Annotated in this window: 25 protein-coding genes; 9 read left to right on the forward strand and 16 right to left on the reverse strand. The window is 43.1% G+C overall.

Annotated elements, in window-relative coordinates; all coding sequences use genetic code 11:
* The first annotated feature begins 237 nt into the window (after positions 1–237).
* The gene (locus tag AX660_RS11670) at positions 238–810 is read left to right on the forward strand and encodes a DUF7010 family protein (protein WP_068376703.1); all 573 of its coding nucleotides are present in this window, start codon (positions 238–240) and stop codon (positions 808–810) included.
* 109 nt (positions 811–919) lie between these two features.
* Positions 920–1,495 carry a CPCC family cysteine-rich protein gene (locus tag AX660_RS23490; RefSeq protein WP_201027435.1) on the forward strand — a complete coding sequence of 192 codons (576 nt, stop codon included), beginning with the start codon at positions 920–922 and terminating at the stop codon, positions 1,493–1,495.
* Here the strand turns inward: AX660_RS23490 and AX660_RS11680 are convergent.
* The 6 genes from AX660_RS11680 to AX660_RS11705 form a co-directional block, all read right to left on the reverse strand.
* The gene (locus AX660_RS11680; protein WP_068376706.1) at positions 1,492–2,232 is read right to left on the reverse strand and encodes a helix-turn-helix transcriptional regulator; all 741 of its coding nucleotides are present in this window, start codon (positions 2,230–2,232) and stop codon (positions 1,492–1,494) included. The two genes, AX660_RS23490 and AX660_RS11680, sit on opposite strands and share 4 nt — an antisense overlap.
* A 17-nt stretch (positions 2,233–2,249) precedes the next feature.
* The gene (locus tag AX660_RS11685) at positions 2,250–2,609 is read right to left on the reverse strand and encodes a hypothetical protein (RefSeq protein ID WP_068376710.1); all 360 of its coding nucleotides are present in this window, start codon (positions 2,607–2,609) and stop codon (positions 2,250–2,252) included.
* A 145-nt stretch (positions 2,610–2,754) separates the two neighbouring features.
* Positions 2,755–2,976, reverse strand: a complete 222-nt coding sequence (locus tag AX660_RS11690; protein ID WP_068376713.1) for a zinc ribbon domain-containing protein — start codon at positions 2,974–2,976, stop codon at positions 2,755–2,757.
* A 140-nt stretch (positions 2,977–3,116) separates the two neighbouring features.
* On the reverse strand, positions 3,117–4,235 hold the full coding sequence (locus AX660_RS11695) for a hypothetical protein (protein ID WP_068376715.1): 1,119 nt from the start codon (positions 4,233–4,235) through the stop codon (positions 3,117–3,119).
* Positions 4,236–4,499: 264 nt separating this feature from the next.
* On the reverse strand, positions 4,500–6,059 hold the full coding sequence (locus AX660_RS11700) for a nucleoside hydrolase-like domain-containing protein (RefSeq protein WP_082768884.1): 1,560 nt from the start codon (positions 6,057–6,059) through the stop codon (positions 4,500–4,502).
* A 398-nt stretch (positions 6,060–6,457) separates the two neighbouring features.
* Positions 6,458–7,033 (reverse strand): PEP-CTERM sorting domain-containing protein, encoded by a 576-nt coding sequence (locus AX660_RS11705; protein WP_068376718.1) that lies wholly within the window; start codon positions 7,031–7,033, stop codon positions 6,458–6,460.
* Positions 7,034–7,127: 94 nt separating this feature from the next.
* Here AX660_RS11705 and AX660_RS11710 point away from each other — a divergent pair, with 94 nt between their 5' ends.
* Complete coding sequence (locus tag AX660_RS11710; RefSeq protein ID WP_068376721.1) at positions 7,128–8,117, forward strand: transposase; 990 nt, start codon at positions 7,128–7,130, stop codon at positions 8,115–8,117.
* Positions 8,118–8,580: 463 nt separating this feature from the next.
* Positions 8,581–9,264 carry a hypothetical protein gene (locus tag AX660_RS11715; protein ID WP_068376725.1) on the forward strand — a complete coding sequence of 228 codons (684 nt, stop codon included), beginning with the start codon at positions 8,581–8,583 and terminating at the stop codon, positions 9,262–9,264.
* A gap of 220 nt (positions 9,265–9,484) precedes the next feature.
* On the opposite strand, the gene AX660_RS11720 is transcribed toward AX660_RS11715, so the two are convergent.
* The 3 genes from AX660_RS11720 to AX660_RS11730 all read right to left on the reverse strand — a co-directional run bounded on the left by AX660_RS11720 (position 9,485) and on the right by AX660_RS11730 (position 13,545).
* A complete protein-coding gene (locus AX660_RS11720) occupies positions 9,485–10,519 on the reverse strand; it encodes a mechanosensitive ion channel domain-containing protein (RefSeq protein WP_068376729.1) in 1,035 nt (344 codons plus the stop codon).
* A gap of 244 nt (positions 10,520–10,763) precedes the next feature.
* Positions 10,764–12,116, reverse strand: coding sequence for a sensor histidine kinase (locus AX660_RS11725; RefSeq protein WP_068376731.1), 1,353 nt, complete (start codon positions 12,114–12,116; stop codon positions 10,764–10,766).
* Positions 12,106–13,545, reverse strand: a complete 1,440-nt coding sequence (locus AX660_RS11730; protein ID WP_327082851.1) for a sigma-54-dependent transcriptional regulator — start codon at positions 13,543–13,545, stop codon at positions 12,106–12,108. The genes AX660_RS11725 and AX660_RS11730 overlap by 11 nt, the downstream gene beginning before the upstream one ends.
* A 262-nt stretch (positions 13,546–13,807) precedes the next feature.
* On the opposite strand from AX660_RS11730, the gene AX660_RS11735 reads away from it, so the two are divergent.
* The 5 genes from AX660_RS11735 to AX660_RS11755 all read left to right on the forward strand — a co-directional run bounded on the left by AX660_RS11735 (position 13,808) and on the right by AX660_RS11755 (position 20,303).
* Positions 13,808–15,049 carry an efflux RND transporter periplasmic adaptor subunit gene (locus AX660_RS11735; RefSeq protein WP_157884329.1) on the forward strand — a complete coding sequence of 414 codons (1,242 nt, stop codon included), beginning with the start codon at positions 13,808–13,810 and terminating at the stop codon, positions 15,047–15,049.
* A gap of 22 nt (positions 15,050–15,071) precedes the next feature.
* On the forward strand, positions 15,072–15,752 hold the full coding sequence (locus AX660_RS11740; RefSeq protein WP_068376738.1) for an ABC transporter ATP-binding protein: 681 nt from the start codon (positions 15,072–15,074) through the stop codon (positions 15,750–15,752).
* A gap of 64 nt (positions 15,753–15,816) precedes the next feature.
* Entirely contained in the window at positions 15,817–18,342 is a 2,526-nt protein-coding gene (locus AX660_RS11745) for an ABC transporter permease (protein WP_068376739.1), read from the forward strand.
* 271 nt (positions 18,343–18,613) lie between these two features.
* Positions 18,614–19,828, forward strand: a complete 1,215-nt coding sequence (locus tag AX660_RS11750) for an acyltransferase family protein (protein WP_068376741.1) — start codon at positions 18,614–18,616, stop codon at positions 19,826–19,828.
* A gap of 106 nt (positions 19,829–19,934) precedes the next feature.
* Positions 19,935–20,303, forward strand: a complete 369-nt coding sequence (locus tag AX660_RS11755) for a VOC family protein (protein ID WP_068377153.1) — start codon at positions 19,935–19,937, stop codon at positions 20,301–20,303.
* 25 nt (positions 20,304–20,328) lie between these two features.
* Here AX660_RS11755 and AX660_RS23705 read toward each other — a convergent pair whose 3' ends face one another.
* The 7 genes from AX660_RS23705 to ribBA form a co-directional block, all read right to left on the reverse strand.
* A complete protein-coding gene (locus AX660_RS23705; RefSeq protein ID WP_082768857.1) occupies positions 20,329–20,562 on the reverse strand; it encodes a cysteine-rich CWC family protein in 234 nt (77 codons plus the stop codon).
* A 64-nt stretch (positions 20,563–20,626) separates the two neighbouring features.
* Positions 20,627–20,929 carry a hypothetical protein gene (locus AX660_RS11760; protein WP_068376743.1) on the reverse strand — a complete coding sequence of 101 codons (303 nt, stop codon included), beginning with the start codon at positions 20,927–20,929 and terminating at the stop codon, positions 20,627–20,629.
* 191 nt (positions 20,930–21,120) lie between these two features.
* Positions 21,121–21,609, reverse strand: a complete 489-nt coding sequence (locus AX660_RS11765) for a phosphatidylglycerophosphatase A family protein (protein WP_068376746.1) — start codon at positions 21,607–21,609, stop codon at positions 21,121–21,123.
* A gap of 178 nt (positions 21,610–21,787) precedes the next feature.
* Positions 21,788–22,750, reverse strand: a complete 963-nt coding sequence (thiL, locus tag AX660_RS11770; protein ID WP_068376749.1) for a thiamine-phosphate kinase — start codon at positions 22,748–22,750, stop codon at positions 21,788–21,790.
* A 64-nt stretch (positions 22,751–22,814) separates the two neighbouring features.
* Positions 22,815–23,237: a transcription antitermination factor NusB gene (nusB, locus tag AX660_RS11775; protein ID WP_068376752.1), complete on the reverse strand. Its 423-nt coding sequence runs from the start codon at positions 23,235–23,237 to the stop codon at positions 22,815–22,817.
* Complete coding sequence (gene ribH, locus AX660_RS11780; protein WP_068376755.1) at positions 23,238–23,714, reverse strand: 6,7-dimethyl-8-ribityllumazine synthase; 477 nt, start codon at positions 23,712–23,714, stop codon at positions 23,238–23,240.
* Between the two features lie 107 nt (positions 23,715–23,821).
* Complete coding sequence (gene ribBA / locus AX660_RS11785; protein WP_068376758.1) at positions 23,822–24,922, reverse strand: bifunctional 3,4-dihydroxy-2-butanone-4-phosphate synthase/GTP cyclohydrolase II; 1,101 nt, start codon at positions 24,920–24,922, stop codon at positions 23,822–23,824.
* Positions 24,923–24,928 lie beyond the last annotated feature (6 nt).

Raw genomic sequence — 24,928 nt, forward strand, 5'->3', positions numbered from 1 at the left:
TTGGCACATTTAAGCCAATCAGGCTAAGTATCACAATTTCATTTCAGACGCTTTACCTTTGTGTTCTCTGTGTTCTCTGTGGTTAAAATGCTTTTGATTTTTTCTTTGCCCTCAGTGATTAAATGACCAGGCTATTTAGTGACAAAAGTCACTTCGAATACGTGACTTTTATGCCTTATTTGTCTCTCCTATTCGCACCACACTAGACACACTCAAACACAACAATTCAGGTGACACATGCAAAATACTCAAAGTAGTTTAGAACAACAACGTGAGCTGTTTAAACAAAGACGCTTTTTAGCCATGCCCTTAGCGGGCATGTTAGTTTGGGCCATCATTGGTTGCATGGCGCCGTTTGTATCTGAGCTGGTTAGGGTTTATTCAGTATGGTTGGGCTGTGGCAGTATTTTTTACTTGGCCATTGGCTTGGCTAAACTTACCGGTGAAGATTTTTTTGGTAAACATCGCGCTAAAAACACCTTTGATCGTTTATTTTTGTTGGCTGTGAGCATGTGTTTAATGATGTTCCCCATTGCGATGATTTACTCCACCGAAAATAGCAGTTCAGTGCCACTGACTGTAGGCATTATTGCTGGCTTAATGTGGATGCCATTTTCATGGATCATCGAACATTGGATTGGCTATTTTCATGCCATTGTCCGCACCATTGGTGTCATAATCGTGTGGTTGTGCTTTCCTGAACATCGGTTTGAAGCGGTATCACTGGTCGTTGTGATTGTGTATGCCATCACACTTTATGTAATGGAACTCCGCTTTCGTGCTCAAACGACAATCAACAACGTTAAATAACAGCTCTAAGAGCATTCACCTTGCTGCGGATATTAACAAGCTAACCATTTGACGATCAACATCGGGCTTGAGTATGCTGAGCCATAAAGCCCGATAATAAAGTGCCCAAATGCACAGACAAACCGCCATAGACTTAATCGTTAAACACCAAGTTGAGCAACTAAGCGATGACACACGCAGCGAAACCGTACTAGGTTGGTTTGAGATGGGTGGTTTTGTAGTTGGCGACAGCTTTATTGAAAATTTGCCCACAGAGCTGCAACACGAATTAAGCAGCGGAAAAATGCCGGACAATCCCTTAGATCGAAAATACGATCCTTTATTGATGGATGGCAAACACGATAGATATGCAGGGGTAAAAAATAGCTATTTACTTGCTTATTTACATCAGCATTTACCTAATATCCCATTCGACATTAGCGAAATTAGCGGTGAGCCTGCAACTTTGTTCGCCTGCCCCTGTTGTCATTACCGTACCTTAACAAGCCAAGGGGCTTACGAGATTTGCACGGTGTGTTTTTGGGAGGACGACGGTGCCAGTGAGCCAGACGACAATAGCTCGCCAAATCATATGTCGGTAGCTCAAGGTCAAATCAATTTTGCCAAGTTTGGCGCCTGCGATAGAGACATGCTTAACCATGTTGATCCAGAAGGTAAACACAAATACCTCAGAGCTAGCCATTAATCCTTAGAGCCGCTACTTTTGCATTGGGCAGTACTGTCGGCATAACCTTCATCTTTGCTTTCTTGCATGGCAATATAATGCGGCAAACTCAAGGTCTTGGACGTTTGAAATTTCACTTCTTGCTGACTCAGTTGCTGGATCCGGTCAATGCGAAATACCCGATAATCTTGGCGTAACTGACACCAGGCGACCAAAGTCCACACCCTGCCCCAAAATACCAAACCCAAAGGCCATAACTCACGACGACTTTGTTTATCCTCCAAACTTTGATAAGTAATTTCAATCTGCCGTTTGCCTTTTATCGCTGCACGCAGATCATCACTAAAACGGCTGACATGACTACGATGAAAATCAGGTACGATTAACCAACCATTTTGTTGATGATGGCGAGTATGTAATGGGTCGGGCAAAATGGCTTTTATTTTATCAAAGGCACGATTAGCCGCATCACCAAGCTGAACATCACTCCAGCCCTGCACCATTTTCACCCCAAGCATCAGGGCCTCAAGTTCATCCTCTTCAAACATTAAAGGCGGCAAATTAAAACCGGGACGTAAGCGATAGCCTACACCGGCTTCAGATTCTATTGGCACATTGGATAACGACAGCGCTTGTATGTCCCGATAAACCGTACGTTGCGATACGCGCAGTTGCTCAGCTATTTCTTGTGAGGTGACCACCCCACGACGACTGCGCAAGATATTAAGCAACTGAAATAAACGTTCACCCTTGCGCATAATTGTCCTATAAGGTGCTAAAGCCCTGGTGTTTCACTTGTTCCGTGGTTTGCATAAATAGCTAACATCTGTGGGTAGGCTTCGGCATCTGCCAACATATGGCGCATCTGCATAGTGGTGTTATCAATAAGATTGACTAAAATCTGCCCTATATTACTTTGCATAAAAGCCTCACCTGCCGCTTTAGCATCGTCCATGGTTTTCCAATACACCACGTCAAACCACGTTTGGTGTTCATCCTGACTTATTGAGCGATACAAAAAACCGGGTTGGGCCAGACAAAAATTATTTACTGCGCTGTGAGTAGCGCGCAAATCCTCAATACTTATACCTGCTTTTAAGCGATAACTTACCATCTCGATTGTGGTTGTGCACATAAACTGCTCCTTAGTTAATTCGGCTACAACGCCGAAGCAGAAACAAGATTACGCGCCACCTACTGACAGCATTGTGTCAGCAGAGATCTCAACTATAAAAAATAGTTTGTTAACTAAGCTAAATACATTTCACAACAGCATCTAACTAATTCGTAAACAAATCAAAAACATTACCTAAAGTGCTGGTTTTGCCACGATAAAATTCGGTATAGGTACAATTAACACAGGTCACTGCGGTAAATTTACGATTTTGCATATCGAATATTTTCGACCAACCACTGCCTGTGGTGGCAATAGTATCGGTATCGTATTCAGGGCATTGACACTTAGGGCACTTCCATTTGTGTGAACTATCGTGATTTGACATAAACTCTCCTAGTCTGGGTTGAATTGGCACCTAAGGTGGTACTTAAGCACAATACTCACTTTAATGTTAAATCATCGGGGCTTACAAGGTTGCTGCGGGCTTTAAACGTAAGTAAGTATGACGAGGCAGAATTCACTCGATTAAATCACTATTGCTTTACTACTGGCGTCAGCGTCCTTTTCTAATTCAGCAATGTGTTTGTTAGCCGCTTGCAATTGACGTTCAATATCGCGACGTGCATCGATCATTTCATTGGCAATAGTGGCCAAATACTTGAATTCCGAGAAGCCCAGCTTTTTGCCATCCATATGCTGATACTCCCGTTTACAGCGATAAAAAAACATCACAAAATTCAAAAAGGCTCGCTGAAAGGTAATATAACTTTTGATCAATAAGATAATTAAGGCCAAAGCAGTAATGGTCATGATCAGTAAACTGATGTGTTCAACGCGCTTTTCTGCAGAAGTAATTGATAGCGCCAACTTACTATTTACCGTCGTGAGCTGAGCTTCCAGTGTATGCGCTTGCTCGCGAAATTTGCCTTGTAAACCAAGAGTATGATCCAAGCCAATGGTTTGATAGGCCGTCACGAGTTGCAAAAAGTTATACTGGTAATCATCTAACAAGGCTTGTTGAAGTTGCGCATTGACTGACGTTGATTGGTTAATAGCAAAGGATAATTGCTGATAATACGAGGTCTCGCGTTCGACATATTCCAAACGTTTACGCAGTAAAAAGTCTTTTTCACTGCGGCGCATTTGCAACAATAAAACTTGCAAGTTGCTTTGCTTGAGGCGTTTTAGCTCATCTTCTAACTTGTGGGTCGCTTGACGAAACTCCCCTTGAAAACCACTATTTTCATCCAAGCCAATTTTTGTTTGTAAACTGACCAAAGCAAAAAATTGTGTTTGATACTGGGCAAAACTAGCACCTAATTCATCAAACAACATATCGCTATCATCAAGCTTGGAAAAAACAGGTTTTATCTCACTTATCTGCTCAGCAAAACCATCGGCTCGGGCAGCAAAGCTATCCACATACTGCGTATCTAAGCGCAATAAAAAATCTTTTTCATGACGACGTAATTGCAGTAATTCATTGCTCAATTTAAGCAGTTGCTTACTCTGACTATTGAGCTTAATTAACCTGTCGGTATTGTAAATTTGGTTAAGCACTAAGACCAACATGCCCAACAAACACACGGCGATAATGATCAGTAAGCGAGTTTTAATCGAATCAAACTTTATCGTGGTAAACATTGTTAATGCTCAAAAATATAATCCTCAAGCATGGCATTTTATTATGAAGCTTTTATGTATTAAGGCGCTGAGTTTTGTACGGTGAGTTTTGCGCTGTATCTTGCTCATCTATCCAACTAATAAACTAATGATGCGCTGCATAATGCAGCACATCATATGCTACTGGATAGTATTATGGCTGTTGAGATAATCCAGATATATGCCTTAAAACACCTGAAAAATTGTATAAAGCTCAGTTTTACTTAACTAATTTTCGCATTTTGCTTAATTGACATTCAAAATCATACGGCGATAGGCCGCAAGGCTTGGAGAGCCACTATCGTGAACAACTAAAATAATGTGAAGGTTTTTACCTGAAGCGTCTGCGGGTACTACGACATTTGCGACAGATGAATCACCATTGAGAATTTTCACCTCACCATCATATGAACTTGCTTCATCATAAAATTGCCAAGAATAATGTAAGGTATTGCCGTCTGGATCACTTGAGCCAGTGGCTGACAAGCTAAGCTGTTCGCCTGCCTTGACACTCATGTCCAATATTTGCCGAGTAACATCACCATTTAAAACTGCAATTGGAAAGTGATTTGCCTTACTGGGATTGGGCGTCACGCTCCAATCCATGCGTGCTGCTAAACTATTTTCAATATCCGGTTGCCATTTTTTAATCGCAGCCGTGCGTTCTTCAGTATTGGTATATAAAGCATAAGGCCGCAATTTTTGCTCATGGGCCATCACCCCTGCATGTTTTTCTGCCCAACTAAACAATTTAACGTCGTATTTTTTCTCAGCACCAAAACGTCCACCCCAGCCACCCTGAGTCAATTCATCAGGTTCATTCAAACCACGTGCTGCAATATGAAAAAAAGATGGAGAGTCTCCTTCTGTTGCCCACTTAGAGGTTGGGTATACCTCGCCTAATGGGCCATGATTTTGCACATTGTCCGCTGTCCAACTTTTGCTTGGAGCCCAACCATAAACGCCCTCAGCATTACGGATATAAAGCGCATCAGGAAAGTTTTTTGCGATCCACGAGCCGGCATCATCTTGACCTAAAATGTCGTACACCCTGATTTTATTAACAAAGGCTTTTACTGCCGCTGGTGAACGTGTGTGTTTAATTTTCCAAAAAGCCTGAGCTATGGTGTTGGCACCACCCCAGGCATTTACCCAAACCGGCCGCGGATCGTCTTTATTATCCACCAGCTCAATAATAAGCTTTGAACCTTCACTGTCTTTTCCTTCACCAGTCCCTGCCATTAATGCCTCAGTTTGACCGCCTTTAACAATGGCTCTGAGGTAATCAGGGCTAGGATAACCACTCGCGTGTGCACTAAGATTTGTAAATACTTTTTCATAGGCATCAACAGCCGTGCCTATTCTTTGTTGGGCCATTTTAGGATTGGCTTCAACCCAAGCATGGCCGTATATGATCCCCTGCAAATCATACTCATTAGCTAACACTAAGGCATGCACCAAAGATTGCAAATCGTCAGGATCGGCACCACCAATATCAGTGGTAATGACTAAACGTAGTTTTGTGGCTTGCAGTTTTATATCAAAGTGAGATGAGCTTAACGAAGTGATAGAAAGGTCTTTTTGCCAATATTTATTGTTGGTGATCCTCAGTGTATCAGCCAAATTAGCCGGAGAAACTTGGCTAGTAAGAGAAAATTCTCCACTGCTGTTGGTTGTTGTTGACAGGCCTTCCTTAACTAAGTCGACTTTAGCGCCAATTATCGGTAGTGAGGTTTGTTTGTCTGTAACCACACCATAGATAGTGCTGGCTTGGGTATAACTTACAGACAAAAGTGAAACAATCATTATTAAACGTTTGAATAGTATCATTAGAAAGTGTCTTGATTTGTAGGCGGATAATGCTGTTATTCGTTATTTTCAATGCTGCTATGTTCGTTTGCGCTTTGCCATCCCTTCGAGATAAAAAATAATAGAAATACTCAAGAAAAGAAGTCTGGAGTTACAACAAACCAAAGTGCAATGCTATTTATTTAGTGGCTGGGTTAATATGGATAGACTGCTTTGAACAGCGGCTCTTCGATTTAAAAGCGTTGAACATCGCCTTTACTGAGAAAGCGGGCAGTCAGGATGAATAGTTCTGCCCCGCAGGTTGTTAACCATTGGCGATCTGCCCAGCATAATAAGCCTAAGCAGCCCCCCGAGATAATCAGTCCTACAACAAGCAGGCTGAGGTGTTTATTTTCTTAAGGCTCCAATGTTTTCACAGCGGTTGAAACCGCCAAGCGACGACGTTTAAACCCCACCAAGGCACATAAGCCAAATAGCGCGATGCTGATAGTACCTGGTGCTGGAACAGGCACTGAGACCGGAGGCGCAGCACTCAAAAACGAGAACAACCCCGTATCGCTAGTAAGTTGGTAATCAACTTTTCTGTTTTGGCTGTCAAAAAATTCGATGCCCAACAGCCCGGCAGTGCTACTAAAATCAGCACCCAAATTGCCGTGGCCAATACCTATCGAACCCACGTAGTTATTAATCAATGTAATCGAAGTATCTAGTGTCAGGCTCATGTAGGTGTTAAACCCATTGTTGGCATTCACGGTGATCGGGAGAGTGAAAAGATTAGTCATATCTGATGACCCGGCCGTAGTGACCTGCCCATCGCCAATACTAAAAAAGGACGCCATCTGATTGAATTCTGGAACGCCAAAACCCTGTGTTCTGAATTCACTTCTCATAAAGGCTGAGTTGCCATCATAGAATAAGCTTTCGTCGACGTTTTCGTAGTTATTACCGTGAAATCGCATCAGGGTTTTCATGGTGAGAATCTAAAAAAGACACCCATTTTTAGCTTTTAGAATCTCAATCTTCGACTACGCTTAAAATTCCTCAATCGACCACGGATGGTGATGTATGCCTCAAGCTCGCAAAAGCCAAATCAGTTTAATTGATACTCCCTATTACCATTGTGTGTCACGCTGTGTGCGGCGCTCGTTTTTGTGTGGCGTGGATAAATTTACCGGCCAGAGTTATGAACATCGCCGGGGCTGGGTAGAGGAGCGATTGTTGCTTTTAGCCTCAGTATTTGCCATCGATATTTGTGCCTATGCGGTGATGAGCAATCACACTCATGTGGTGCTATGTGTGGATAAAATCGAGGCAGAGAGCTGGTCGAAAGAAGAAGTGTTAACTCGTTGGCACAGCCTGCACAAAGGCACCTTGCTGACTAACAAATACCTCAATGTTGAACAACGCGCCCAAATGAGTGAGTCGGAATTACTGGCCGTAGCCGACACCGTTACAATTTACCGCCAGCGCCTGTATGACATCAGCTGGTTTATGCGTAATCTCAATGAATACATCGCCCGTGAAGCCAATAAAGAAGATGATTGTACTGGTAGATTCTGGGAAGGTAGATTCAAATCTCAGGCTTTATTAGATGAAAGTGCGGTCTTAGCCTGCATGGCCTATGTGGACTTAAACCCCATCAGAGCAAAAATGGACAGCACGCCCGAAACCTCACACCACACCAGCATCAAGCAGCGCATTGAAGCGATTAGAGACAGCAAACAACCTGAAACACTCATGCGTTTTGTGGGCAACCACCGACACAATATGCCCAAAGGTATAGCCTACAGCCTGATTGACTATTGTGAATTAGTCGATTGCACTGGCCGATGCATACGCGAAGACAAAGCTGGGCACATTGAGCATCATCACAGCCCCATATTAGAACGACTCGGCATCAACGACGAGCAGTGGTTAAGCCTCACCACTCAATTTGAACAACACTTCTCAACCGCGGTAGGCAGTGAGCATATGCTGCAACAATTCAAACACCACACCAACCATCAACGCATACGCGGCATGGGCAAGGCCAAAACACTGTTTAAATCAGCCTAAACTACACATCCATACTGCCAATACCCACCATCAACCTCAGTTGGCAACAGCCCTTGCCCGAAATTCAGCTAATTGCAACATAACACCACCAAGCTCCCAACAATAAGGCAGTAACAAGCTGATTTTTAGTCACTTAATCTGTGTAAGCACAAACACATGCACGATGAAGTTGGCATTTCTGGCAAAGGCTAGGTTGATCTTTTATATTGGGTGTCAAATTTGCATCGCACTAAGTTTGGTTTTTAGACAGCGCATCGTATATGAAGTGCGAATCTTCTCCATAACTGTATGATATCGAGGTATAAATACTATATCTTCTGCTTCAGTTTGATCACCGCTTGTCACTAAACAATAAATAATGTTAAATGCGGTAAGTTAAATAAACGGTATTCTTGTTTTAAAGAACTACCACCTCATTAGTTGATGCCTCAACTGGGATCACACAAACAAGGGAATATGTGCAATGCAGTACTTTTCTAATATTATCTCAACCACTAAGCTTCTCCCCTTTATAGTTACAAGCTTGATATTCTTATCAAATGCTAGCTATGCAAGTCTTATGTCAATAGGCTCAAACGGCGTTGTTCTAGAAGTTGATGACCTAAACGGGCAATTAGTTGGTGCATACAACATCGGAGTCAATAACCGAACAGGTCTTTACGATGTTACATTTTTAAGTGATACATTTGAAAATGCCCATCCCAATGGGGTCTTGGCGAAAGATATGGATGAATCTTTTGAGTTTTCATGGGCTTTAGCTATTGAAGTATTTTATCGCCTAGGGTTTGATAATAAATACGGTGCCAATCCTGAACTTACCAACGGATGTGAGGGTGAAAATTATTGCTTTTTATTCACTGCCCACCAAGAAATGGGAACAGTAGATATTGAACTATGGGATATCGTTAACTTAGCCGATGACTATCTAGGTAATGGTGGTAGTTTTGTAGATATTGGCGTTGGAAATTTCAATGTAATTGAAGACGCAACAAATGTTAGGAACTTCTTTGCTTGGGCGGTATGGTCCGAATCTAAAGGTCTTGTAACTGCAGCAGTTACAGAGCCTTCTAGTTTAGCCGTTTTATTGCTAGGTTTTATTGGGTTAATAATGAATAGTACAAAATCTAAAAAGTCCCAGTTACTTTAATTCCAATTTTGATAGGTAGTACTTACAATTTTATAATTCGCGCAGCATTCAAGTAGCGCGAATTAAACCTTCAAACAGCGCCGAAAAATACATTCATCATTTTTTTCAACGTTTAAAAAGTCCATTCAGTCAAGTTCCCTTATGTCTAATCACACAACCTGTTTAAGGTTAATCTAACGACCAAGTTTTTATAAGCTTTCTTGACCCCGGAATAAATTTACTAATCACTTTTTTTATTGTTTTTAAGTGTTTCTACATGCACTTTTAGTTTTTCTTCTAAGCGGTTTAACTTAGCTGTTAATTTGTCTTTTTGTTCACCTTCAGCTTCGCTAATTTGCTCTTTCAGTTTTGCTACCTGCGTGCTTAATTCGTGTTTAACTTCTTCAGCTTGTTGCGCTTTTTCGGCCTTATCAAACACAATATCTTCAGCCACAGTTTGCTCTTGTTCTTTTATTTTATGGGGGGCTTTTACCAGCACTGGTAGTTCGTCTGAGACTTTGCGTTGGTTCATAAAAGACGGTGACATAATCTCAATATCATTGTCATGCAAGGTATCTAGTATCTGACAATGTAACTTTGAGCGCATGGTTAATAGATTTTTTACGTCAATCAATAAACCGCTGACTTTATACGTCACCGCAAAATTACCCAACTCAAGTACATGCACAAAGGGATCTTGTAACTCTATTTCAGTGGCGGCTTGTTTAAGCAAAGTACTAATACGACTATGGTGCACGTCGTAACCCAACGACAGTGTGACCGATATAAAAGTACCTGAGCTACGAACGGTAGTGATGGCGTTGTTGATCAAAATACTATTGGGGATAGCGATTAATTCGCGATTTTCGGTTTGCACCTCGCAATCAAATAAGCCCCGTTCAGTGACCTTGCCCACGACTTCTTTTACTCGAATATAATCACCGGTTTTAAAAGGCTCGGTAAAGCGCATCACTGCACCAGCGACCAAATTACTAATGATAGTGGTAGACGAAAAGGCCAATAAACCCGATAACAACAAACCAATCAAGCTCAGTACCTGAGACTCAGATGACTCGCTAATAGGTAAAGAGATAACCACAGCAACAACCGCAACTAAGATTAAAACCAGCATAATAAGTTGGCGAGCAAACATATGTTCGTGGCTTTTTTGTACATCGCGTTTAAATAAAAACCAGTGGGCGAACCAGTGTAGCGCGCTAAAAAATCCCAAAGTGATCACTGTGGGCAACCATGTAATGGTCAACTCGCCAAACATTTCCAATTTTTATTCCTTAATATCACTAAACTGATATGTAACTCGAAGGTTATCTATAGCCAAAATCATTGGAATTGCACGGCGGCGGCAAATGAGTGAGACCCCATGAGCTTAGCCGTACTAAGTGCAACGCGGTTGGCGATGGTGGCGAATAAGTGCAGCCAACAAACGTGCAGTTTCAAGGATGAAGGGTATAAACAGTTTATAGCAAGTTTGTAGGCAATACATAACTAGATTCGGTCGTTTAAAATACCAAAGTAAACAAGGCTCCACCTAACTCACTTTTACCTACTTTAACACTACCTCCGTGAGACATCATGACCTGTCTGGTTAGAGCCAAGCCTACCCCCGAGCCCTCGCGTTTAGTGGTGTAAAAGGGCACAAAAATCTTGCGGCTGATGTCTTCTGCCACGCCCATGCCGTTGTCGCCAACCTCAATCACCACGTGGCCACGTAAGTTTAAACTGGCGCTGAGTACCACTTGTGGCTGCTGAATAGCTTGCAGAGCCTGTTCGGCATTTTGTAAGAGGTTAATGAGTACCTGCTCTACCATGCCTTGATCGACCTCTACCTGCAGATTTTGCGGCTGAATTTGCATCGTTAGGCTAATGCCTTTTTCAGTCCATTCTTGGGTAGCTAACTTAGTCACTTGGCCAAACAGCTCACTAATGTATATACGCTGTTTATTGGGGATCGGCAGACGAGTGAGACGGCGATAACTGCCCACAAACTGAGTCAGCCCATCGCTGCGCCGAGCGACCGTTTCGCTAGCGTCACAGACATCGGCCAGCTGAGCGGCAAGTTCTTGATCACCTTGGACTTTTTGTCTCGCATATTGGGCAAGTTCAGCGGCCGTTTTAGCCAGTGAAGCAATGGGCGTAATACTGTTCATGATCTCATGAGTTAACACCCGCACTAACTCTTGCCAGGCTTGTAATTGGGCACTGTCTAACTCACTTTGAATGTCTTGCATACTGACCAGCATTTCTTGGCGACCGGCATATAAAATCTGCGTGGCAGAAATGGCTAACTGATGATCCATACCATCCACACTAAAGACTACCAAGCTGCGTTCGCCCGGCACTAAGTGACTGACTTGTTTAGCAAATTCATCACCAAATTGCTTAAAATCGGCCAACTGACTAACGTGGTGAGTGCCAAACAGGCGTTTAGCACTGTTATTCCAAATGGTCACTTCGCCTTGTTGATGAATGCTGATGAGCGGCACAGGTACATGTTCCACCATGGCTTTAAGATGGCGTAATTCATACTCTTGGCTGGCGCGAATTTGCTGAAAACGCTTAAGAATATCGGTAAAGGCGAGGCCTAACTCGGCAAACCCCGCGCCCATATTATCTAAGTCAAAACGTTGAGAAAAATCCGCATGGCGAGCGGCATCTAAAAACCGCACTAACTCACGGTTGGTCTTGGCGATAAAACGCAGCACTTCGACTATTTGCACCACTATTAGGCCTAAGGTCAGCAGCGTTGCCGCATGATAACCGGGCACCGTAAACAGTATGGTTAGCGCCAACAAGGTCAGCACCAGCAAGCCAAAACGCAGGGCTAAAAAAATTGCAAAACGCTTAGAGACCATGTTTTTCCATCCTACGGTACAACGCGGCGCGGGTAAGGCCCAAGGCTTTGGCGGTATAACTGATGTTATATCTATGGGTTTGTAAGGCGCGGCTAATTGTCTGTTTTTCCAGTTGTTCTAAATTAAATTGATTGTCACTGTTTGCCTGTGGCGCGGCATCTTCTTGATTAGCGGCTTGCGCAGCTAGGGGCACAATACTGGATTTTTCAAGTTGAAAGTCATCCTCAGTGAGTTCGTTGCCTTGCGCTAAGATCACCGCCCGCTCAACGGCATGGCGCAAGGCTCGAATATTACCCGGCCAACTGTAGTGTTGCATGCTCACCAAGGTGCTAGGAGCAATAGTTTTAAGTGGGCGTTGATACTTACGGCAATACAATTCCACATAAAACTGGGCAATAAGAGCTATGTCTTCTTGGCGCTCGCGTAAGGGCGGTAAGGTGATTTCTACGGTATTGAGCCTGAATAACAGATCCGGCCTAAATTGATTTTCATCGGCCAACTGTTCACGGCTTAAGTTGGTCGCCGCAATCACCCTAACATTAAAGTCCACGGGGCTATTAGCGCCCAAGGGTGTCACTTGGCGCTGAGCTAGTACCGTGAGTAATTTGGCTTGTAAATGCAAAGGCAAATTGCCTATTTCATCTAAAAACAGGGTACCGCCATCGGCCGCTTTTAAGCGCCCTACTCGCTCCTCGCGGGCACCGGTAAAAGCGCCTTTTTTATGGCCAAACAACTCACTTTCAAACAAGGATTCCGACACCGAGCCCAAGTCGACCGACATAAAAACCTGCTCATTACGTAAACTTTGTTGATGCAATTCACGGGCAATAAGCTCTTTACCTGTGCCGTTTTCACCCAAGATCAATACATTGGCATCTGTAGGTGCCGAGCGCTCCACCAACGACATCACGTGGCGAATGGCCGCACTATTGCCCAAAATAGCTTGCTGGCTAATGTGGCTACTGGCTTTAGCTAATAGTTGATTGGTTTGTTTTAATTGGCTGGCTTCATCACGGGTTTGACTGAGCTTAACCGCGGCTGACAAGGTGGCAACGACTTTTTCGTTTTGCCATGGTTTTGCAATAAAGTCAGTTGCCCCCAGTTTCATGGCCTCAACGGCGGTATCCACATCACCATGGGCGGTGATCATCACCACCGAGATCAAAGGTTTGATTTGGAGTATGGCTTTTAGCCAGCGATAACCTTGCTCGCCTGAGCTTTCGCCTGGCCCAAAGTTCATATCAAGTAAGATGGCATCTACATTATGGCTGGCAAGTAACTCAGGTATTTGCTCGGGATTTTCGCTGGTAATGACATTGGAAAAATGCCGTTTAAGCAGTAATTTACCTGCCATTAGAATGTCAGGATCATCATCCACAATAAAAATAGTCGCGTCTTGCATCGCTGGTAAATACCCATGTTTATTCAATCTAACTGTTCATTATCGTACACCTAGTGTTCGAATTCGTACAAGTTATCAGCTAACAATCATTCAATTATTTTAAAATATTTATAAATTTCAATAAGTTAATTATTGGCATGGTGATTGATATAACACTAGGTAAGACAACAGCAATAATTTATCTGGATTAGCCACCGCAATGTCAAATGAGCAAAGTAACAGTGTACGACCCATTACCGCTAAACCGAGCGTTTCAATGCCAGGATCAGGCGCAGTGTCAGGGGCCGGCATGGATCGTAAAATAGCCAAAAAATCCACCATGCCTAAAAAAGTAGGCATTATCTTTGTAGTGGCGTTATTACTAGCATTAAGCGCTTACACTCTGCTCAATCTAAATAGTGGCCGAGCTCTCAACGTGGACAGCGAGCGTATTGCTATTTCTAGTGTTAGCACCGGCACCTTTGAAGATTTTATTCCCATTCGCGCCCGTGTTACCCCAGCAAAAACCTTGTTTTTAGATGCCATCGAAGGCGGTCGAGTAGAACGTATTTTGGTGGAAGACGGCGCTAATTTAAAAGCCGGTGATTTAATTGTGGAACTGTCGAATGCTTCACTGCAACTCAATGTGCTGGGCAATGAAACCCGCGTGGCGGAGCAACTCAACAATATGCGCTCCATAGAGTTAAGCCTTGAACAAAACCGTTTGCAACACAAACGCAATTTGGCGGATATTCAGTATCAAATCAAAATGTTAAGCCGCCAGTTAAGCCGTGAAGCCAGCTTGCTGAAAACCAATGCGCTAAGCCAATCGCAATACGATGATACTAAAGACACCCTGGATTGGTATCAGCAGCAGTTGCAACTGACCTTAGAAAGTCAGGAGTCTGACAGCCGTATGCAGGGCGAACAACTAACTTTTTTACGGGAAACCAGCGCACGCTTAGAAAGTAATCTTGCCATCTCACGGCAAAACCTCGACAACATGAATGTACGTGCCCCAGTGGCAGGCAAACTCTCTGGTTTTAATGTAGAGATTGGCCAAAGCATTGGCCAAGGTGAACGACTAGGCCAAATCGATACACCAGACGATTTTAAACTTACCGCACAAATCGACGAGTTTTATTTGGGCCGTGTGGATATTGGTCAGCAAGCGCAGTTTGATGATTACCGTTTACAGATCAGAAAAATCTACCCGCAAGTACAAAACGGTCAGTTTGAAGTGGATTTTGAATTTATTGAGCAACAACCCGACAACATCCGCCGCGGCCAAACTATTCAAATAAAACTGACTCTGGGTGATGCCACCGAGGCCATATTGATCCCCAATGGCGCGTTTTATCAGGACACCGGCGGCAATTGGATCTTTGTGGTGAATCAACAAGGTACTGAAGCCATTAAACGCAGCGTTAGATTGGGACGCCGCAATAGTCGCTATATCGAAGTATTAGAAGGTCTTGAAGTGGGCGAGAAAGTGGTGACCAGCCCCTATACCAGTTATCAAGACTTACAACGTCTTAATCTATCGCAATAACAGAATTTACAAGGAATAACACATGTTAAAACTACACAATTTATCCCGCACTTATCAAAGTGATGAAGTTGAAACAATGGCCTTAAACAACGTCAATATTGAAATAAAACAAGGCGAGTTTGTGGCCATTATGGGCCCCTCAGGTTGTGGTAAATCCACCTTGTTAAACATCATCGGCATGTTGGATTCTCCGACCAGCGGCGATTATCTTTTCCAAGAAGAAAACATCGCGGGATACAACGAAAGTAAACTGGCCATTATCCGCAAACACAATATTGGTTTTATCTTTCAGAGTTTTAATCTAATTGACGAACTCACTGTAGCCGAAAATATCGAGCTGGCTTTGTTGTATCACAAAGTACCGGCAGCTGAACGCAAAGCTCGTGTAGCTAAGGTGATGGATAAGGTAGGCATAGCCCATCGCGCCAATCATATGCCCAGCCAGTTATCAGGTGGCCAACAACAGCGGGTGGCGGTGGCTCGCGCCGTGGTGGGTAATCAATCCATGATCTTAGCCGACGAACCTACCGGCAACCTTGATAGTGCCCATGGCCAAGAAGTCATGGAAATGCTGCAAGCGCTAAATGAGGAAGGCACTACTATCGTCATGGTCACCCACAGCCCCTCTCACGCCGATTACGCTAAGCGCACCATCAATCTATTTGATGGCCAAGTGATCACCCAAAATATTAAGGCGGCCTAAGTTATGTTAAGCATTATTTACGTGATAACCCTGCTTTGCATGTTGCTGGTACAAGGAGGCTATTATGTGGCGTAACTACCTCACCATAGCCTGGCGCAACATCATCAAAAACGGCGTATTTTCGGCCATCAATATATTTGGTTTAGCCGTTGGTTTAATGAGCTGTATTTTAATTATGTTGTTTGTACGAGAAGAAAGTGGTTTTGACCGTTGGCTAAAAGACAGCGATCGCTTGGTGCGCATGCATACTGCTTATATCAAGGCTGACGGACCTTCATTTTTAACGGTGCGCTCGGCCGGTATGATGATGCCTGCGGTGCGCGACTACGCTAAAAACGAGATTGAAGATGGTGTACGTTTAATCCCCTTTGGTATGACAGTGCGTAAAGGCGAAGATGCTTTTGACGAAACCTTAACGATGGCTGATGGCAGTTTTTTCAACATTTTTGATCTGCCTTTTGTTCACGGTGATGCTAATTCATCCTTTACCAAACCCTTGGATACCATCATCAGCGAAAAGATGGCGCTGAAATATTTTGGCCGTACCGATGTCATAGGTGAAACCTTAACACTATGCTGTCTGCGCGATAACACTGTGCCAATGACCATTAGTGGTGTTATTAAAGATTTACCCCAAGCCACCCACCTTGATTTAGATATTTTGGTGTATTTACAGCCAGAAATATTTGCCGAAAATGACAGTGTTTTAAATACCTGGACCAGCGTCAATGTCTATACCTATTTCAAAATGCGCCCAGGGGTGAGTGTCGCGCAATTACAAGAGCGTTTAACGTATTGGGTCAACAATGAAAGTCAATTCCGTGATTCCATGAGTGATTTCAGTAGCGATGGTGCTGAAAAAAAACAAGCTAGTGACTTTATGCAACACAAGCTCATGGCGGTGCCCGATTTGCATCTGCAAGCGCGCAAAGATGCAGGCAACATGGGGGACTTAAGCCCTATGGGCGACCAGAAAATGATCTCTACCTTTGTCATTGTGGCGGTGCTTATCTTACTGATTGCCTGTATTAACTTTATGAATCTGGCGACAGCCAGAGCCAGTCAACGGGCGCGTGAAGTTGCCATGCGCAAAGTATTGGGCGCTAGCCGCGGCCAAGTAGCCTTGCAGTTTTTAGCTGAAGCCGTGGCAATAGTCATGATCTCCTTGTTATTTGCGTTAGTGGCAGTGGAATTGGTATTGCCCTTGTATAATCAAGCCTTGGGCCGCGAACTCACTTTTGAATTATTCAACGACCTGCCCATGTTATTTAGTTTGTTGGCCGTGGCCTTGTTAGTGGGATTGGGCGCGGGTTTATACCCTGCCCTGTATTTGTCGCGCTATTTACCTGGGCATATTCTTAAATCCAACAAAAGTGGCGAATCAGGTGCCACGGCCAAACTGAGAACCGCATTGGTGGTCATTCAATTTGCCACCTCAATTGGTTTGGTGATCAGTACTGCTGTGGTTTTTAGTCAAACCAACTTTGTTAAATCCATTGATGTGGGATATGTCAGTGATAACAAACTAATCCTCAATGTTGGGGTAGCGCGTAATAATTTAGAGAGTCTCAAACAACAATTAGTTAATTTGCCTGAAATAAGTTCCGTGGTTTATTCGTCTGAAGCCCCCACCCAAGATAATGAAAACAGTACCTTTTTTAAGTTGATGGAAAATATAGACGGGCAGACAGCCAATGAAGGCCAAATATTCAATTATCACAATGTGGGTTATGGTTTTTTTGAGGCTTACGAAGTTAATCCCATTGCAGGACGTTTGTTTAGTCAAAATCATGGGGCCGACAAACTAGCTGCTCCACAGCAAGCCAACGAGCAGGTAAACCATGCCAGTGTGGTCATCAATCAAAGTGCTTTAAAAAAGTTGGGCTTGAACGATCCACAACAAGCAATAGGACTTACTTTGTTTTCGCAAAATATATTGCAAGACTATCCCTTTGAATTAAAGATTGTCGGTGTTATCCCAGACATCTATTTCCGTTCGGTAAAGTTTGATGTGCGTCCCAGTATCTACATGTTAAATCCACAGCGCTTTCGGGTAGCCAGCTTAAGCTTTAAGACCGATGATATTCCTAAACTGCTAAAGGATATTGAAGAAGTTTGGAAAAACAACGTGCCCATGCAACCCATTAACCTGAGTTTTTTAAGTGGGATGATGGCGGCTCAATACGAAAGTGAAGTAACAGAAGCTAAGTTATTTTCAGCCTTTTCCGTTCTAGCCATTTTAGTTGCTTGCCTTGGTTTGTATGGCTTAGCTGCTTTTACTGCCGAACGACGTACCAAGGAAATTGGTATTCGCAAAATTATGGGCGCACGAGTACAAGATATTGTGACCCTGTTAATTTGGCAGTTCTCCAAACCCGTATTGATCGCCAATCTTATTGCATGGCCCATTAGTATTTATGCCATGACCTATTGGTTACAGAGCTTTCCTTATCGCATCGATTTATTATGGCTATTGCCCATATGTTTAGTCACAGGTGCTCTTACTTTACTTATCGCATGGTTAACAGTGGGTGGCAATGCGGCTAAAGTTGCTAGAGCGAATCCCATCAAAGCACTGCGCACTGAATAAAACAAACTCGCGTAATACACCTTTATTCTGGGTGTATTACGTGTTTTTTAGAAGCTCATACAGTATTCAATCGGTTGATCACTGAGCAAAGTCCCTAAGTGTTAGTCAAAATAACTATTTTCTAAATATATAAAATCAAGTAAAAAATCAATAATTCTCTTATAAATCATACCATTACATCACTGGCATACTTAGTGCTCTGTTTTGCCCCAACCAATGAAAACGTTTGCAACAATACCTGCATTTTACTAAAAAAATAAAAGGAGTTTATATGTCGGACCATCAAACGACACCTAACATGCTTAATCCCAATAGCCCACTACATCCAGTGACTGAGTTAAGTGGCTTAACCGGTATCCGCTTTTTTGCTATTTTCCATATCTTTTTTTTCCACCTAGCGGAAGTTTACCGTAGCAAACAAGAGCCTAAATTTGCGGGCTTACTCAGTGATATGGCTTCATTGCCAACGGGACTACAAACGTTTTTTGCCAACGGTTGGATGTCGACCAGTTTCTTTTTCCTCTTATCAGGTTTTATTTTGGCCTATTTGTATTGGGGCAAAGACGGTGAGTTGAGTAGTACACGTAATAGTTTTTGGTTAAGTCGAGCTTCACGCCTTTATCCTATTCATATTATTTTGGCGGTGCTTACTGCTTTAATGATGGTACCCAATCAATTAATGCAAGGGGCTAATCCCTTCAATATCATCGCTGGCACGCTGGCTAACTTTGCCTTAGTCCAAGCTTGGAACCCAGACTGGGTGCCCTTACTTAGCTGGCCGACCTGGACGATATCGGCACTGGTATTTTTATATCTGTTAATGCCGTTTTTAATGTCACAACTGGCAAAGCTCAGCAGAAAATCGTCAATAGTATTATTGCTTTGTTTGCCTGTACTATCACTCATTCCCACGGTGATTTACGCCCAATATTTTCCAAGCAACAGCGAACCTCAGCAGTATTGGCAAATATTCATAAGTTCAACTCCCTTATTTTGGGTCGCCCATTTTGTCGCGGGTATGTTACTCAGCCGTATCTGTAATATTTCACGTTTTAATCCAGCGTTTAAACCTACTCAGCGGTGGTGGGCTTTAGGTGATCTGGCCTTTGTTGGGGTGATTGCACTAATGTTAACGCCTGATATTCCAGAGCCTTTTAAATACTACTTACGTCACGGCTTGATGATGCCTTTATACCTCATCATGATTTATGACTTAGCCATGGGCAATGGCTTAGTGGCGCGCCTGTTTTCTGTGCCTGGCATGAAGTTTATCGGTGAAACAGGCTACTCTGTATTTATCTGGCAAAATATGGTGATAGTTGCCATGTTTATATCTTTAATGATCAACGCCAACGCGGGCAAACATCATCTACTCGTCGGCAGTATTAGCATGGTATTGCTGGCTATTTTTAGTACTTATGTGATTGAGAAACCCTTGTCTCGTCGTTTAAGAAAAAAGTGGCTGAAAACGACAACAACTGATTAAATAATGTTCCATGATGTACGGTTTACGCTATGGTTAGTTAAGCGAATTTTCATGTGTTTTTTACTTACTTTATGAAGGATATTTTATGGCTGCTCCACAAGAACTGATCAGGAATCCTGTTAGCTGGTTTGAAATTTATGTGCAAGATATGGCTCGAGCCAAAGCCTTTTATCAAACCGTGTTGGCTGTTGAACTCAATGACATGGGCATGCCTGATTTGCTTATGTATGGGTTTCCGTCCAACTTTGAAATATACGGCGCGAGTGGTGCCTTAGTGCACATGCCGGGTTTCCCTTCAGGTGGTAACAGTACTTTGGTCTACTTTAATGTGGATGATTGCGCGATTAACGCCGCACGTATCGAGGCCGCCGGAGGCAAAATTCAGCGCGACAAAATGTCCATTGGCGAACACGGTTTTATTGTTTTAGCCTTGGATACTGAAGGCAATATGTTTGGACTACATTCGATGAATTAGTTGAACAGTTTCTAGTTCCTAGTTCCTAGTTCCTAGTTCCTAAAGAAGTCTCACTTATACGCTGCGCAAAGTCCTGTGGATTTTGCGCAAAGGTTGCAATACAAGTAGCGCAAATACAAACAACATTTTTTGCTGACTCTGGTAATAAACTCAACAACTCAGCAGGAACAGCCTGTCGTATACACCAACAGCCACTAGCGTTGTTCTCGCCACACTGATTGGATTGCTGACAAAAAGGACATACTTGAGATGTATTCATAAATTAAGGTAGATTATTACAGGCGGCATGGCTTAGCAGCGATAACCACAGGTTGAAAGATAAGTTAAGACAAGCTGATATTTCTAAAGGCCTTATGACAGGCTTTGAGTGCCAAGACAAAAAAAGGCAGGGTCATGATTATGCCAATAGCGATTAACGCCAAACCATTATAGTTAAATTGCAAGAAACCAGGAAGCTTGGTAACGCTACCGTATTGCAATGCCAACCCAATTAAGATCAGCGCAAATCCCAAGATATCCAACAACATTAAGCCGACTACATTTGACGTTGGTACCAAGCTAAATTGAGGCTGTGATAGCAGTTGAGTGTTATCACTTACTGAGCCTTGGTGAACTAAAGATCCCATTGGTATCTCACTTCCTAGTGCTGCTTTTATCGCAACGAAACTATATCTGTTTCCATTGGAACCAAATTTGTCAGACAAGTTCAAGTGAAATACAAAAAAGTTAATTTTTTGTTAAAAACCAATGATGTTTCGAATGAGGCTAAGAATTAAATGGGTTTAAAGCTTGTTGTGTTAGCAAAAAACACAGGGGTTTAAATCCAACTCAAATACAAACCAATATGCATACAAGCTAAAGCAAACATACCCGCCAGTATGTCGTCGGCCATAATGCCAAAACCACCGTGTACGTGTTTATCTAGGTAACTGATTGGCCAAGGTTTAACAATGTCAAAAAAGCGGAATAAAACAAAACCCACCAGCAAAGTTTGCCAGTTCAATGGCACAGCAATCATAGTAATGAGCATGCCAACCACTTCATCCCACACAATGGAAGAGTCATCATGCACCTGCATATCATCGGCGGTCTTACCGCAAATCCAAATACCGACAATACTGAATAACACAGTCAAAAGCAGATAAAAACTGAAGGGTAAATAAACACTACACAAGTAAACTAAAGGCAGAGCCGCCAACGTACCAAAGGTACCTGGAGCCTTAGGCGCTAGACCACTGCCAAAACCCAAGGCTAAAAAATGTAGGGGATTTTTTAAAGAGATTCGTTGACGTAATTCTGGCCGCATTGATTCACTACCTAGCTGGATGAATGGGCATGATATACCCAAAAACATTGGAATTGCACCGCGGCGGCAAAAGAACTCAGCCCCATGAACTTCGCCATACTAAGTGGCAAGGAATTACCAATCATGGCGTGTGAGTGCAGCCAACAAAGGTTCCGTTTCAAGGATGAAGGCTGTACTACTAAAAATGCTGATAACCAGTGGCTTGATAGTCAATCACTTGATTATTAAGACGATATTCTAACTTATTGCTCATGCCATTTAATTGGCCTATGCAGCTAAAGGATACACTGGTATTCGCCATCGCGGTTTCTAACTTACCTTTTTGCTCTTCACTGACCGTAAACAACAATTCATAGTCATCACCGGCGCTTAAAGCGTATTTGACGGCATTCTGTGGCTCAACACTTTCACGCATTGCTTTTGATAGGGGCAATTTATCCACATTAATCGTCGCCCCACAATTTGAGGCTTGTAAGATGTGCTTAATATCAGAGCTTAAACCATCGGATAAATCAATGCAGGCATTGGCTATACGGCGCAAGCTAGTACCCACTAACAAACGTGGAGTTGGATTGTGTAATCGATTCAAAACATATTGCGCGTTTATTGGATCAGCCACCGTCACTTTATTCAGCAACAGATCTAAACCTAAACCAGCATCACCCAAAGTACCTGTGACATAGATAAAATCGCCAGGTTTAGCTTTGCTACGTAATAAAGCTTGTTCGGGCGGTACAAAACCTTGAGCAGTAATAGTCACCGCTAATGGCCCTTGTACAGTATCACCGCCAATCAATTGGATGGAATAAAAACGGGTCATTTCAGCTAGCCCAGTAGCAAAGGCACTAAGCCAAGCTTCATCAGCTGTAGGCAGGCTAATGGATAAACTTATCCAGGCAGGCTCTGCTCCCATCGCCGCCAAATCACTTAAATTGACTGCCACCGCTTTACGGGCGATAGTGCTAGGTTCAGCATCAGGCAAAAAATGCACACCCGCTAATAATGTATCAGTGGTCGTCACTAAGGCTTGACCAGCAGGCACCACTGTCAAAGCAGCATCATCGCCGATGCCAAGCAGTACATCTTTACGTTGATGGTTTTGTTGTTTAAAAAAGGTGTCTATGATGGAAAATTCTTTCACGCGGATAACTTACTCAGATTAAAGTTAAGCGGAGGAGCATCGCTGTGCTCCCGCTACATTGAGCTTAGGCCAACTCATCTTTACGCAAGGTTTTAATGGCTTTATCAAGTACACCATTAACAAACTTGTGGCTTTCTTCGGCACCAAAAGTTTTAGCAAGTTCAATGGCTTCATTGATTACTACTTTATATGGCACATCCAAACGCGCGACCAACTCATAGGTTGCTATACGCAGTATGGCTTTTTCGACTGGATCAAGTTCTTCAGGCAAACGACCTAAATAGGGCTTAACTTTCTTGTCTAATTCAGCGCAGTCTTTTACCACTGAGCGCAATAGTTCGAGAAAATATTCCATATCGACTTTTGCCATATCGTTGCTTGTAACAATACTTAACTCTATTTGAGCAACGGGATTTTTCGACATCTGCCACGAGTATACGGCTTGCAAAGCAAGCTCACGGGCGAGTCTACGGGCTTTAGGTTTCACCTATTTAATCCCTTTAATATTGGCTAATACGTTAACCATTTCTAGGGCAGTGATAGCCGCTTCTGCACCTTTGTTACCGGCTTTAGTACCAGAGCGTTCAATAGCTTGCTCGATACTGTCAGTGGTGATCACACCAAAAGCGACGGGGATATTATGTTGTAATGAAACTTGGGCTAAACCCTTGTTGCATTCACCAGCGACAAAATCAAAGTGTGGTGTGCTACCACGAATAACGGCACCTAAGGCAATAATGGCATCAAACTTATTGGTTTGAGCTAAACGCTGGGCAGCGATAGGTAATTCATAAGCACCTGGCACACGAACCAAAGTGATATCCTGTTCACTGACTTCACCGTGACGCTCTAAGGCATCCAATGCGCCATCAACCAGACTTTCAACCACAAAGCTGTTGAAACGAGAAACAACCAGAGCAAATTTTTTGCCTGTCGCGCGAACATTACCTTCAATGATATTCATTTGCTGTGCCTTACATGAAAAAACGGCGCGCAGTTTAGCACAACCGTAGGGATATTTAATTGATTATTTTAACTATTGCTCGCAACATTTAGTGTTAGCGCAATAGCTTAGTGCTCTACATATTCAACCACTTCTAAACCATAACCTGACAACGCATGGTACTTTTTCGGGCGGCTCATCAAACGCATTTGTTTAACACCTAAGCTTGCGAGGATCTGGCTACCCACACCCACGGTTCTAGAAGTACCTTGCCATGGTGCTGCCACGGGCTTTTCACCTTTGTCTTCTGCTTCAAATTGTTTTAATTGGGCCACTACATCTTGTTGTTTACCCAGCAAGATCAACACTCCACCTTCTGCTCCAATATGTTGGAGCGCTTGTGGCAAACTCATACTGCGCTCAATAGAACGAGTCGAACCCAATAAGTCACTCAGGGTATTTTGTAAATGCACCCGCACTAAAGTCGGTTTATCACCGTTAATTTCCCCTTTGCATAAGGCAAAGTGGATTTGATTGTCGATGACATCTTTGAAAGTGACTAAATCAAACTCACCGTATTCAGTAGGCAATTTACACTTGGCAACTTGCTCTATGGTGGTTTCATTCAAATTTCGATATTCAATCAAATCGGCAATAGTGCCAATTTTTAGATTGTGTTTGGCAGCAAACTCTTCCAATTCAGGGCGTCTGGCCATGCTCCCATCTTCATTAAGCACTTCAACAATGACAGAGGCCGGTTCACAGCCGGCTAATCGCGGTAAATCAATTCCAGCTTCGGTATGACCTGCCCGATTTAGCACGCCGCCGTCTTTCGCTATAAGTGGAAATATATGACCTGGCTGTACTATATCAGCGGCTTTAGCATCTTTGGCTACGGCAGCTAAGATAGTTCTGGCACGATCAGCAGCGGAAATACCGGTAGTCACACCGTGAGTCGCTTCTATAGATACCGTAAAGTTAGTCGAAAACTGCGCACCGTTGTTGTCTACCATCAAGGGTAAATTCAAACGTTTAGCACGCTCTGCGGTAATGGGTAAACACACCAAACCACGGGCATGGGTAACCATAAAATTGATGGCTTGGGGAGTAACATGTTCAGCGGCCATAATGATATCGCCTTCGTTTTCCCGATCTTCATCGTCCATCAGGATCACCATTTTACCCTGGCGGATGTCTTCTATAATTTCTGCTGTTGTATTTAAGGGCATATAAGT

This window comes from Paraglaciecola hydrolytica, assembly GCF_001565895.1.
Lineage (GTDB): Bacteria > Pseudomonadota > Gammaproteobacteria > Enterobacterales > Alteromonadaceae > Paraglaciecola > Paraglaciecola hydrolytica.